Below are 13,145 nucleotides of genomic sequence, written 5' to 3' on the forward strand. Positions count from 1 at the left end.
ATGACAATTTTTCATGTACAGACTGTGCTAGCAGAAAAGGCAAAGCATGTAGGAAAGCTAGGAAGTGTTGATGGTGCAGAGGTATTAAATATTCAATTATGTGCAGGTGAAAAAATTCCAGCACATCATACAGATAATGAAGTATTAATTATCGTTCAATTTGGCGAAGTTCGCTTTATCATTGAAGGAAAAGAAGAAATTTTAACGGCGGATACGATATTAGCTATAAAACCACTGGAGAGTCATAGCTTAGAGGCAATAACAGATGTTCGTATCATCGTCATTAAATTAAAATAACGAAAAAGCTCCTATTATGGAGCTTTTTCTCATAGTGTTGAAAAATTAAATAGTCAAGGGACTTTTTGTGAATATTTAGTTAAAATGAAGGTGATTTCCGTTCCAGGCTACTCGCTTTCCAGTGGGCGAGCGACGAGCCGCTTCCTGCGCTGACGCTCCGTGCAGGGTCTCGTCTGTCTCGCTATCCCACAGGAGTCGAGTAGCCTTGCACTCCAATCAACAATAGTGTAGAACTTTAAATATTTTCTTCCCTCAAAAGTAAAGTAAAAGTATGTTACTCACCATCATTAAATGGATATAATGGCACAATTCTATAGTTGTTGCCCTACATTTTATGTATAGAATCATTTTGTTGCTTTACATAAAGCCACTTATTGCTACCGCTCTGCTTTCGCATTGAAAAATGTTATCAAAGCTCCATTTTTGCACAATATAATGATGGCTAAGACTTCAAATTTATCACTATATATTTGTGTGAATTGCCAGAAGAAAATACTATGAGCAAAGGTTGATTGGAGTGTAGACTGAGTGACTCCTCGGGGATTCAGCGTCGCAGATGAGACCCTGGAGCGAGCTACGCGAGTGAAGCGGCTCATCGGACGCCCCCAGGAAAGCACTCTGTCGGAACGGAGATCAACCCCTCGTTTTGAAAAAGGGCTATACTTTTTAATTTGTCACCTTGATTTCATTGACATAATAGTATTTCAACAACATGCGAAAAAGCTCCTATTATGGAGCTTTTTCTATGTGTAGATGGTGCTGTTATTTAGGTAACCGTGCTACGATGGATATGGCTTGTAAATATTGATTATATGTCATAAATGATTTCGCATCAACAGCACACGCTTCCGAGCTTTGGCGTTTGTTAACATATTTTTGGCGATTTTCATAACTCCTAAAAATCCCTCATCTTCAATTAAACGTTTCGGATAAAGTAGGTGCATAGGCGCCGTTTCCACATGCTCGATTATAAAGCCATGCTGTTGTAAAATTTCCTGCCACTCTTCAGCTGTTAATGGTAATGCATTTACTTTAACTTCTTTCAGCGAATGTCTTTTGTACCGATTTAGCGGCTTCCTCGTCTCGCTCAATAGCTGTATAAGTTGGTTTATTTTCAAGTGTCATTTTGGCCGTAATGCCAAGCCCTGGTGCAAACTCTACAAGCATTTGCCTAGTCATTTGAATGCCACCAGGACGCAATACGGTTTTTCCTAAGCTTGCTAACAACCAATGGTCAGGCATTTTTTCATAGTCTACAATATGGGTGTTCAAAATCGATAGCCTCCTTTATGTTGAAAATGATTATTATTCTCACTATTATATAGGTAGAAGAACGATTCATTCTGTGATATAAGTCAAATTTGGAGGGATACATGTGAGCTGTCAAAAAGAATATTGTTTTTCAAAGGTACCGATATTTCAACATTTAAAAACACATGAGATGGAGCAAATTTCACATATTATTACACATCAACATTTTGATAAAGGGAATATTATCTTATTGGCTGGTGATCATAAGAAAAAACTATTTATCGTAAGGCATGGTCGAGCAAAGGTTTCACATATATCTACGGACGGGCGTGAATATGTTGTAAGAGTATTAGAAAAAGGTGATTTTTTTGGAGATGTAACATTGTTCAATGATGAGCCACAAAAATCTACAGTAGAAGCACTAGAGAAAACAGAAGTTTGCTCTCTTGATGGTGAGGAGCTAATGAAAATATTGGCGGGAACACCTATTACTTTATTTCAAATGCTTGCCCAGCTTTCTACGCGTTTAGAGGAAACAGAAAATCATCTAAGTGAAGCGATTTATAAAGAGGTCAGCGAAAGACTAGCTGCTTTTATTCTAAAATCAGGGGCAACTGCTAAGAGTGATTCATTTTTATTAACAATGAGTAAAAAAGATTTAGCATCTTATCTCAATACAACCCGTGAAACATTAAGCCGCCGTTTATCTGCTTTCCAAAAAGAGGGGTACATAAGGATGACGGGCAAAAAAATTACAATTCTTAATTTTGCTGCTTTGGAAAATTTATTATAGTCAGACAGTTAATAGTTGACTAAAACAATGAATTTTGAAAAGATTGTCGAAATTGTGATTTAGCTCATTGAAATAATGGACAAACAGTTTTATAATGAAGGTTGTAATGTCACCAAGACAAGATAAGGATGGAATTATGATGCGCTTTTTGCGGATTAAAGTTAACATTGTAATAACAAGTCATACGAATCGCTATCCGGCCCTTGTGACTGGTGAATGTGGAAGATATACGCTGTAACGACTGTTAAGTTTTACCTTAATGGTCTTTTTTACATGTAAGTAATAAAAAATAGTATTAGTGATGGCAAAGGAGAGTTCAACATGTCAGAAACGAATAACCAAACACAGGCTGAGCAAGTAACTGTGAGTAAAGAACAATTAGATGTCCTAGATCAATTATTAAAGCCTGAAGTTCAAGAATCTCTTACAACTTTAGTTGAGCAATTACCGAAGTTAACTGAAATGATGACATTATTAACGAAATCATACGAGTTTGCTCAAGCTGTTGCAACAGACGAAGTGCTTAAAAACGATACAGTTGGAGCAGTAACAGAAATGGCTGGTCCTGTAGTAGGCTCTGCAAAAAACCTTGCAGCAACTGCAATTGAAGCAAAAGACCGTGCATCTGAAAGCCATGAAGTAATTGGTTTATTCGGTCTTGTGAAAATGTTAAAAGACCCTCAAGTTCAAAATGTTTTCCGTTTTGTTAATGCTTTCTTACAAGTAAGCTCAGAACGCAAAGCTAAATAAGACTCAAGGTAAATTCAATTCGTAAGGACGGAGGATTAATTAATCATGTCAAAAGAAATCGTCATCTTAGGTGCTGGTTACGCTGGCGTTTTAACTGCATTAACAGCACGTAAGTATCTATCAGCTGATGAAGCTAAAATTACTGTAGTAAACCAATTCCCAACACACCAAATCATCACTGAGCTTCACCGTTTAGCTGGTGGTACAATTGCAGAAGGTGCTGTTGCTTTACCACTTAAAAAAATCTTTAAAGGTTTAGATATTGATTTACAAATTGCGAAAGTAACAAAATTCAATGTAGACACTAAAAAAGTAGACCTAGATACTGGTTATACATTAACTTACGATACACTTGTAGTATCTTTAGGCAGCCAAACTGGATTCTTCGGTATCCCTGGATTAGAAGAAAATTCAATGGTACTAAAATCAGTAAATGATGCCAATAAAATTAACAGACATATTGAAGACCGCATTAAAGCATATGCACAATCTAAAGATGAAGCAGATGCAACAATCGTTATCGGTGGTGGCGGTTTAACGGGTGTTGAGCTTGTTGGTGAAATTGTGGACAACTTCCCGAAAATCGCTGCAAAACACGGTGTTAACTTTGCTGACCTAAAAATTAAACTTGTTGAAGCTGGTCCAAAAATCTTACCAGTACTTCCAGATGCACTTATCCAACGTGCTACTGAAAGCTTAACAAAACGCGGAGTAGAATTTATTACGGGTACGCCTGTTACTGGTGTGGATGGTAATGTTATTTCTCTTAAAGACCGTGAACCAATCGTTGCAAACACGCTTGTTTGGACAGGTGGGGTAGCTCCACTACCAATCGTAGGCGAATCAGGTCTTGCAGCAGATCGTGGTAAAGCAACAATCAACGAATTCTTACAATCTACATCTCACGAAGATGTATTTGTTATTGGTGACGCATCTGTAGCATTACCAGCTGATGGTGGTCGTCCACTGTATGCTCCAACTGCTCAAGTTGCGTGGCAAATGGGTGAATTCGCTGGCTACAATGTATTTGCACAATACAAAAACCAAGAGATGAAATCATTCTCAGCTGTGAACTCTGGTACACTTGCAAGCTTAGGCCGCAAAGACGCAGTTGCTACGATTGGCGCTAGCAACACAGAGCTTAAAGGTCTTCCAGCAACACTTATGAAAGAAGCGTCTAACATTCGCTATCTAACACATATTAAAGCACTATTCGGCTTAGCATATTAATATTTTAAGGGCATGAATCAATAATTTTATTGAATTCATGCCTTTTTAATGTTGATTAGGGCTGCTTGAGCATTCTTTGGGATGGGTGACCCGAGCAATTTTAGGGCATACCCGATCACTTTTCCGGGTGACCCGAGCAATTTTAGGGCATACCTGATCACTTTTTCGGGTGACCCGAGCGGCTTTAGGGAATACCCGATCACTTTTTCGGGTGACCCGAGCGGCTTTAGGGCATACCCGATCACTTTTTCGAGTCACCCGAGCGGCTTTAGGGAATACCCGATCACTTTTTCGGGTGACCCGAGCAGTTATAGGGAATACCCAATCACTTTTTCGAATCACTTGATCAATTTTAGGACAAATCTGATCTTTTAAGATGGATGCTTCAGATGTGATTGTAGATTGATTGTAAAGGATAGGAGAGCGATAGTAGCGGATAGAAAAGGCAAAGCAATGGATAGTAAGATCAAAGTGGCGGATAGAAAAGCTGAGGTGGAGAAACTTATAGCACAAAAACCACCTCCTGTAATAGAAGGGCACTCTAAAAAATTCACTTTTTAATATTAGAAATTTATCTTTTGTTAGATTTGAAAACTTAAAAAAGTCGAATTGCATCACAATTTTTGTGGCAAATCGACTTTTTCAGTGCCCTCCTGTAATAGGAGGCGCATTGCATTAATCTCGATGAACTTTAAATAGCTCTCTTGTTGTTTTGCGGATTAACCCTGGCAGAATACCAAAGGAGTATGGTTTATAAACTCTTTCTGTCCATTTATGGCCGTCTTTCCCATATACACCCATCGTTACAGAGGGGATGTTTAAAGCTTTTATTTTCTCGAAAGGTAGGGGATAAAGCCTTTCCCATTCTGGAAAATTATGAAGCAACTCATTTAGCTCTTCTTGTGTAGCATGGATAGAGAGGAAGCTTCCATCTGCTAAATATGGAAAAAATCTTTTTACTTGAAATTGTTCACCGGTTTCGCTTGCTACCTCATCTACGGCCTTTGTCACTATTTGCTTTAAGAGTTGATCTCTTGCCATATCTTCCTTCAAGTAGTTATGAGGTAAAAAGGGAGGTGCAAAAAATAAAATGACACGCGGCCTGTGCTCCGGGTCTGCTTTTTGCAATGCATTCACGATTGCAAATGATTGATGGCGCGATTCCTGACCACTACTCTTTTCTAAGGCTTCCCTCACAATTAAATTTGTATCTATACCCCTTTGATTTAAATACGAGATATATTCTTGGTAAGTTACAATCTCAATATGCCATGAAAGAAGATGCTTTGGAACATTAGAGAATTCAACGTATTTCTCGTATTGTTGCTGCAAATATGTCTCTGCTTCTAAACAAGCCTGTTGTGCGACAGCCTTGAGTTTATCGACTACTTTATCAGGTGTTTCCTCATATAAAAAGTAATTAAAATAAATATGACTTGTAGAAGCGGTTTGAACAGTATAAGTTTCCTTTGTATCACGTTGATATAGGCAAGTAGGAGGGAGAATTGTTTCTCCTTTAATTTGCTCAGTCAATTCAAAATTATTGTGAATACGCTCCGTTATTTTAGCTGCAATAAAGTTCGGATCGAGGCCACTTAAAGTATCGCCTACATGAACTTCACGACCGTAAATATGGAAGGAGGGGAGAAGCTTTCCTGCTACACCTGTATATACATAACGATGTGGATCATTATTATATAAAGGTGTTGTAAAATCAGTATTTATTGCCATTAGAAAATCTAATCTATGTGCTATTTTTAAACGATTTAGTTCATCCAAGGCATCAATAATCCCATTATGCTCAGATTCTTCACCACCATTTAAAATCAGTAATAAGTTCCCTTGTAATTCTTCAAGATGATTGGAGAAATAATGAATGTTCGCAATATGCACCGCTGCACCACTCTTCATATCAACCGCACCTCGGCCGAATAGCCAATCACCACTTAATGCATCCTGTTGTACATCGACATTGCCCTCATAAGTTTTAAAAAATGCTTCTAACTGCTGCGGTGAAAAAGCATGTTTTTTTAAATTCCCATAGTCTTCTATATCAACTGTATCGAGATGCGAATGGAAAATAATTGTTTTATGAGTTTCTTTTGGACTTTTAACAAATGCAAAAAGATTTTTACGACCAATCGGATCTTTTTTTACATTATTTGTCCAAAGAAAAGATGGATTTTCTTGATAGTAAGGGAAAGCTCGCATCATATCATAAATAAACTCAATAATTTTCCCTTCACCGGATGTTCCATTAATACTATTAATATTTATTAGCTCCATCGTCAGCTTTTCGATTTGCATTTCCATTGGTAATTGCCCCTGTTGTCGATTCATGATTATTGCCCCTTTGTTCTACCATTGTAATTTTTTATCATAGTATCGCAAATCTAATATTCCAATCTGTGAAATAAAATCCGTAATACGGAATATAGATTCATCATATAAAATATTTTTCAAATCGTCAATTTTCATTTTTAAAAATATTCGGTCTCTTTTTATAGATTAATATCTATTTAAATAGATAAAAATTCGTTAAAATAAGTGGAAGGAGGAATTGCAATGATTCAGTCGATTGAAAGAGCAATGGTAATAATAAATGTGCTAGCCAAGCATCCTAAACGTTTCTTTTCTGTACAAGAGATTTATAATGAAACAAATTTACCTAGTAGTACTATTTACAGGTTATTATATACATTGGAGAATTTTGATTTAGTCGAAAGAAACGAAGAAAAAAAGGAGTTTCGATTAGGCTATACGTGGCTACAGCTTGGAATGAAAATGTATCATGATACCAATATAAGGGAACAGGCGCACTCATTATTAGAAGAGCTTGCTATTAATGTTCGTGAAACAACCTATTTAAACATTCCAAAACACTTTACTTCGATTATCATTGATCGCGTAGATAGCCCTAAGAATGTTCGCATTATAGATATGATTGGCGAAAAAATTCCCTTTCCTATTGGAGCAGCAAATAAAGTACTTCTTGCATTTATGAAGAAGGAAATACAACATCAATTTTTTGAAACATTAGAAGAGCAAGTGAGAGAAGAGCTTATGGAGCAGCTTCTTAAGATTAAAGAAGAAGGATATTCGATAAGCTATGGGGAAAAAACAAAAGGAACCGTTTCAGTCGCAGCACCAGTGTTAAATTTAGATGGTGAGCCGATTGCAGCGATTAGTGCAGAGTGTTTTGAATATGATACAGATAATGAATCGTTAGAAAGTATTGCGAAACAAGTAACAAAAACGGCACATCAGCTTTCGCATAAATTAGGGCATTCATAAATAGGTCTTTCCAGCTTAGGGAAAGACCTATTTTTGTTTATACAGTTTTATCAATATAAAATCTAGTCTTTGAAGGTAAAATATTGACTAGTAAAAGTATGCTGGCTATAAACAGCATGAGTAGAGCGGCAGATACTACAACAATGCGAATTGAGAAGAATTCTGCAGTAATACCGAATAGTGCTGTAGCTATAATGATGAAAAGAGCTTCGATGAAGCCGTAAATACTCCCGATTCTCCCCATGCTATCAATTGGAATATTATTTTGATAAAAAGTATAAAAGCCAGTATTCGCAAAGGCCGTTGCGAAGGACAAAATAAAACAACCAAAGGAGGCTATAAGAAAAGTATGAGAGGATGTGAAAGCTAAATAACCAACTGCGGTAATAAGTGATCCCATACCAATCAACCAAGCAGTAGGTACTTTTTCAACGATAGCTGTATTCATTATTGAGCCGGCTAAAACTCCAGCACCTGCAATACTTACTAAAATTCCATATTGCCCTTCGGATAACGAAAGTACTTGCTTAGCAAAGGCAGCCTCTAATGAATCCGTTGCTGTCATCATGACAATCATTGCACTGAATAATAAATAGATTGTCATAATATAGCGATGCTGAAGGCTAAATTTGATGACCAAATGCCAATCATTAAATAATAATTTAAAAGAAGATTCATTTTCAATTTTTCTAGCAAGCTGTTTATTGGTATCAACATTCGGCATTCTAATAGTAATACAGGCTGATAAAAATAAAGCTATTGCATTAACATAAATAGCCATATTCGATGATCCGAGTGTAAATAGTAAGCCTGCGATAGCTGGGCCCGTTAAAAATGCCCCTGAATCAAGCAGGCTTCGAAGGGAGTTAAAACGTTTCCTTTGTGCCATGGGTATCAGCTTAGTAATATAAGTCATAGCAGTCGGATGATACATAGAACTCGCTATTGTAATCACAAAGACGAGGAAATATATCCAGATAACAGTAGTAAAGAAGGGCAGCATAACAATAAATATAGATTGAAAAATATTAAGGAAGATCATGAGATATTTTTTATTCATACGATCAATTAAGCTTCCAGCCCAGATGTTTGTAAAGAGTGTGGACAAAGCTCTAATAATATATAAACCAGATACAGCAATTGCTGAATCTGTGAGGTTTAAGACAATGAGATTTAAAGCAATAAAATAAATCCAATTGCCGACGCTAGAAACGCCAATACTACATAATAATATAACTGGATAGCGCCACGATTTTAAATTAGTGTTTATTTTCATAAAAATTCCCCCTAAAAGTTTTTCGCCCGCTCAATCAAGATAAAGTGTCCAAATCTGAACGCAATTACCTAACTGATAAGTAACTAAAAAAATCTCACCCCCAAGACGATTTGTCTTAGGGACGAGATTGTGGAATTTATATTCACGTGGTGCCACCCTAGTTCACTATTATGTCACCATAATAGCCTTTTCAGTACGGCATAACGATTTATGCTTATACTGTTCCTCTGTAACGGGAGCTCCCGTCGCACCATCATTCATGCAGAAATCCAATGCGCTACTCCGAGACTTGTTTCAATAATACGTTCTTACTCGTTTTCAGCACCCCGAGCTCTCTGGGAAGAACAGCCTTATTTACTCTTCTCTTCATTGTATTTTGCATATTGTAGCATAAATTTATAATTCTGGTAAAGCACAAGTTTTCTGTAGGTATTTCTTAAGCTCTGCTAATATTCCATGGCATGTAATTATGGATTCTACTGTGTCACTTGTTATTTCAAGAGAATGATTCGCATTTTCTATAATAGAAAGATGATGGGAAGAAAGTTGCTCGATTCAAATACCTTAAATGATTTTTTAATGATGAATCCCTTTTAAAGAATGTATATAAATGTTTATGTATGATGTTTTTTATATGTTGTCTTTTAGTTTTAGTTGAACAAATCTCGGTATTTTTATTTAATATGATTGCACAAATCCCATTTTGGATATTCATTTTTTTATGATGAATAGAAGTTGAGAAATTTGTTTGAAAAAATGAATTTAATGATTTTGGCAGTAGGTTCAATTCCACTGTTTGTAATAAAGCATGCATGCCAAAAGCATCATTCACTTGATTGGGTTGAAGGTTATAAATAGGGTGATAGATTGGCACTATCAATTGTTCATTATATAGGATATTATTTGCAATATATTGTTGATATAGTTGCTTTAAGTTAGTGATTAGAGAATCTGTTATATGAGGGAATGCAAATAACTCTCAAATTATTCTCTTTTATAATGTTACCATAACAAGGAGGCGAACATTTATGAAGGCTGTGATTATGAATGAGTTTGGTTCTGCTAATGTTTTGCAATATGTAGAATGTCAAATACCCGTTATAAGTTCCGGAGAAGTATTAATACGTACAACTTATACAAGTGTAAATTTTGCTGATATTAAAAACAGAACAGGGAATAAGGGCAAAGCAAATTTTCCAATGATTTTAGGCTTAGATGTAGCAGGGGTTGTTGAAAAGGTTTTTGATGAGAATAGTACGTTTAAAAAAGGAGATCTTGTTATTGCATTTCCGAAAAATGGAGCCTACGCGGAATATGTAGTAGCAAAGGAACAGCTTGTATTTCGTATCCCTAATGGTGTACCAGTGGAGAAAGCGGCTGCAGCCCCAACAGTTTTATTTTTATCCTATATGCTGACTCATCAAATTGCACCCATTCAAAAAAATGATGATGTATTAATTCATGCTGCTTCTGGTGGAGTAGGGACAATGCTTATTCAAATGGCCAAAAGCCTTGGAGCAAGAAAGATTATTGGAACGGTTAGCAATATAGAGAAAGCAAGTATTGTTTATGAGCTTGGTGCACATCAGGTGATAACCTATGAGAATTTTAGTGCGCAAGTCAATGACTATACAGATGGACATGGTGTAAATATCATTTTTGATTCCATTGCGGGTAATATAACGGAAGAAAGCTTAAACTGTTTAGCTCCATATGGTACCCTTGTGCAATTTGGGAATAGCGGTGGTAAAGCGGGGCAAATCATGACCTCAGATTTACATAGTAGCTGCCGTAATATCAAGGGCTTTAGTCTAGGAACAACTCGAAATCTAAAGCCAGAGTTATTACAGCAGGTTGCCCAGAATATTTTTACTATATTAAAGAATGAGAGCTTTCAAGTACCAGTTGCTAAAGTTTTCTCATTAGAGGATATGCAAAAAGCGCACAAGTTAATGGAAAGTCGTCAGCATCAGGGAAAAATTTTAATAAAAATATAAAACAATCACCCTCTGTAAGATGAATATACAGGGGGTTGATTGTTATTATTTTCCGTCAGTAACGGTCAAGATGCCACGTTGAAGCATACCAGCAAATCCAGCCATAGCTCTATGTGCTGCTGCCTCACCTACGCGAGCATACGCGACAATTACGGATGAGCCGTCATTCTCTTCATTTGCTAAAAACACAGTTTCACCAGTTGTTCTAACAGCCTTGTCCAAAGCTAATAGAAAAACTGGATCGCCATTCCAAGCGAGGGTATATAAATAACCTGTAGAGCTATCAAGATGACCTGAGCGTAATTGATCGATCTCTGTTCTAGTATAACCTTGCTCCACAACTGCAAGAATGGTATCCTCTTTTATTTGCTCCCCTGAAAAATCTGCCGGCTCACTTATTTCATAAGCCTTCATGTCAGGCTGAGAATCAAAAGTATTTCTATAAAAATTATTTATTTTCTGCGAGTCATTGATTAAGCGACAATTGGGCATGACTCCTGTAGAGCCAGTATAGGTAATCCCATGAGCTAGCCATGCTAAGCCCATACCAACATATGCATTATATCCTGATGAAGGGAAAAACTTACGACCTGAATTTATAGTTACTAAGCCACCTATAGCTACAGAGGCCATTGTTTCGGAGGAGTCTAAGGTTGACCATCTGTCCATCACATATGTTCCGTATTTATATAAAACGTCATATTTTGAATAATCGGTTGCGGAAGCATGGCTTGACATAATATCTAAATATAATCCTAGACCCCCAACATGCAAAATAGGACCATTGACAGCGAAATTAGCAAATTTTTGATTTCTCCAGCAATCAACAGTATCCTCTAAAGCATTGAAACTTGGATTTGCTGTGCTATCCATCCAAGAGGCGATTTGATTGGCCAAAGATTCTGTTGCGAGCAGTAGACGGTTTTGATCAATTGTATCCAAATCATTGTAAACTCGCTCGTAAGCGATCACTAAGCCTGCTAACGCAATACCGCCAGATGGCGAGCCTCCTAAAGTAGCATTGGTGAATAAAAGCGATTGGCCGGAGTTATTCTGTAATCCTTCCATAGCAGTTAAGGTAGCTAAAATTGCTATTTTCACCTGTTCCTTTATGGGAGGAGAAGGGACTTTATCATATAAGCTTGCTAAAAATTGTAATTGATTGCCTAAACGCTGAAAGCGAAGATTAACTTCTTGACCATTGCTTCCAGATCGAATGGCGGCTACTTGTGAATAATTTTCATTATAGGAACAGCCTTCAGGGAAATGCTCATTAAAAAATCGGATAGCTTCATCTAATGTCAATTTTGTGGTCATGATTTCACTCCTTATTTCACTCCTTGATCGTATTTTGAAGGAAAAAGAACTTTCATATATCATTCAACGTATTAAGTTTTTCAACGATTCTTCGTTTACGATAGAGCATGATTCCTGTTTCAGATACATCTTGCATCATCCCCTTATTAGCATAGGCACCGAAAATCATTCCAGCAATAGGAATCATCTGAAAAAGCTTTTTCCAGCCTAGCTGATCTCGATACGTAAAGAATACTTCCTGCCAGCCCTGAAGCTGTGAAACCATGTTTTCCGATGCATGATTAGTATCATGCATAGAAGTAAGCTCCTTTAAAATAGCCTCCTTGCCCACGATATCAGCGGAAGTAAATTGAAGACATTTAACAATAAAAATACGCTCCATTTTATCATTTGGATCATAGCCATGAATAATGGCGATTTCTTGTAAGGTTTTTAAAGCCATTCCTAAAATAAATGGGATATCAATGGCTAATGTAAAGATACCACCAAAGCCAGTAGAAGCACCTTGCACAGTTGCTAATTTCACACGTTCTTCCTGTAGTTTGTCACTAAGAGCAATCATATCCTCTAAAGGCATTTGTCCAATATCGGAAATATCAAAAATATGCTGAAACGAAGAAGTGCTACGAACTTTTTGCATCATGGTCTGTTCATTAATTAAATATTTACCGCCAGATTGAACATAGCTTCCTAACTCATCAACAAGTAAAGCTATCTTATTTTGAAGAAAAGAAGGAGTCATCTTGTCTAAAATTTTAAATGGAATACGTCCTAATTTCTCCCAAAACCATAAATCCTTTTGATCCTTTTCCCAAGCTTGAATTTCTTGCAGATGCTTTTCTAATTGCTCTCGATTCTCCATTATGACGATTCCCCTTTAATAGCATTATCCTGCGTAAAACGGACAGTAAAACTCTCACTTCAAAAATTAAGAGATACA

At 36.8% G+C, this 13,145-nt stretch carries 12 protein-coding genes and 1 other annotated feature; of the genes, 6 read left to right on the forward strand and 6 right to left on the reverse strand.

Features of this window, described 5'->3' with window-relative positions; translation table 11 throughout:
* Window positions 1-297, forward strand: a complete 297-nt coding sequence (locus tag ACQKIM_RS10695) for a cupin domain-containing protein (RefSeq protein WP_427543182.1) — start codon at window positions 1-3, stop codon at window positions 295-297.
* 377 nt (window positions 298-674) lie between these two features.
* On the opposite strand, the gene ACQKIM_RS10700 is transcribed toward ACQKIM_RS10695, so the two are convergent.
* A complete protein-coding gene (locus ACQKIM_RS10700; RefSeq protein WP_427543185.1) occupies window positions 675-893 on the reverse strand; it encodes a hypothetical protein in 219 nt (72 codons plus the stop codon).
* Window positions 894-1,329: 436 nt separating this feature from the next.
* Window positions 1,330-1,569, reverse strand: coding sequence for a hypothetical protein (locus ACQKIM_RS10705; protein WP_427543188.1), 240 nt, complete (start codon window positions 1,567-1,569; stop codon window positions 1,330-1,332).
* A gap of 103 nt (window positions 1,570-1,672) precedes the next feature.
* Here ACQKIM_RS10705 and ACQKIM_RS10710 point away from each other — a divergent pair, with 103 nt between their 5' ends.
* The 3 genes from ACQKIM_RS10710 to ACQKIM_RS10720 all read left to right on the forward strand — a co-directional run bounded on the left by ACQKIM_RS10710 (window position 1,673) and on the right by ACQKIM_RS10720 (window position 4,321).
* Window positions 1,673-2,341, forward strand: a complete 669-nt coding sequence (locus ACQKIM_RS10710; RefSeq protein ID WP_427543191.1) for a Crp/Fnr family transcriptional regulator — start codon at window positions 1,673-1,675, stop codon at window positions 2,339-2,341.
* Window positions 2,342-2,662: 321 nt separating this feature from the next.
* Window positions 2,663-3,091, forward strand: a complete 429-nt coding sequence (locus ACQKIM_RS10715) for a DUF1641 domain-containing protein (RefSeq protein WP_205446557.1) — start codon at window positions 2,663-2,665, stop codon at window positions 3,089-3,091.
* Between the two features lie 45 nt (window positions 3,092-3,136).
* The gene (locus tag ACQKIM_RS10720) at window positions 3,137-4,321 is read left to right on the forward strand and encodes an NAD(P)/FAD-dependent oxidoreductase (RefSeq protein ID WP_427543194.1); all 1,185 of its coding nucleotides are present in this window, start codon (window positions 3,137-3,139) and stop codon (window positions 4,319-4,321) included.
* A gap of 675 nt (window positions 4,322-4,996) precedes the next feature.
* Here the strand turns inward: ACQKIM_RS10720 and ACQKIM_RS10725 are convergent.
* Window positions 4,997-6,661, reverse strand: a complete 1,665-nt coding sequence (locus ACQKIM_RS10725) for a M20/M25/M40 family metallo-hydrolase (RefSeq protein WP_427543197.1) — start codon at window positions 6,659-6,661, stop codon at window positions 4,997-4,999.
* Window positions 6,662-6,886: 225 nt separating this feature from the next.
* On the opposite strand from ACQKIM_RS10725, the gene ACQKIM_RS10730 reads away from it, so the two are divergent.
* Window positions 6,887-7,615, forward strand: coding sequence for an IclR family transcriptional regulator (locus tag ACQKIM_RS10730; RefSeq protein ID WP_427543200.1), 729 nt, complete (start codon window positions 6,887-6,889; stop codon window positions 7,613-7,615).
* A 37-nt stretch (window positions 7,616-7,652) separates the two neighbouring features.
* On the opposite strand, the gene ACQKIM_RS10735 is transcribed toward ACQKIM_RS10730, so the two are convergent.
* Window positions 7,653-8,891 (reverse strand): MFS transporter, encoded by a 1,239-nt coding sequence (locus ACQKIM_RS10735; RefSeq protein ID WP_427543203.1) that lies wholly within the window; start codon window positions 8,889-8,891, stop codon window positions 7,653-7,655.
* Between the two features lie 114 nt (window positions 8,892-9,005).
* Window positions 9,006-9,270: a binding site (T-box leader), on the reverse strand.
* A 649-nt stretch (window positions 9,271-9,919) separates the two neighbouring features.
* Here ACQKIM_RS10735 and ACQKIM_RS10740 point away from each other — a divergent pair.
* Window positions 9,920-10,888 (forward strand): quinone oxidoreductase family protein, encoded by a 969-nt coding sequence (locus tag ACQKIM_RS10740; RefSeq protein ID WP_427543206.1) that lies wholly within the window; start codon window positions 9,920-9,922, stop codon window positions 10,886-10,888.
* A 45-nt stretch (window positions 10,889-10,933) separates the two neighbouring features.
* Here ACQKIM_RS10740 and ACQKIM_RS10745 read toward each other — a convergent pair whose 3' ends face one another.
* Both ACQKIM_RS10745 and ACQKIM_RS10750 read right to left on the reverse strand, forming a co-directional pair.
* A complete protein-coding gene (locus ACQKIM_RS10745; RefSeq protein ID WP_427543209.1) occupies window positions 10,934-12,205 on the reverse strand; it encodes a hypothetical protein in 1,272 nt (423 codons plus the stop codon).
* 52 nt (window positions 12,206-12,257) lie between these two features.
* Window positions 12,258-13,067 carry an EcsC family protein gene (locus ACQKIM_RS10750; protein ID WP_427543212.1) on the reverse strand — a complete coding sequence of 270 codons (810 nt, stop codon included), beginning with the start codon at window positions 13,065-13,067 and terminating at the stop codon, window positions 12,258-12,260.
* Window positions 13,068-13,145: the final 78 nt, after the last annotated feature.

This window comes from Lysinibacillus sp. NPDC047702 (genome assembly GCF_050272555.1).
Lineage (GTDB): Bacteria > Bacillota > Bacilli > Bacillales_A > Planococcaceae > Lysinibacillus.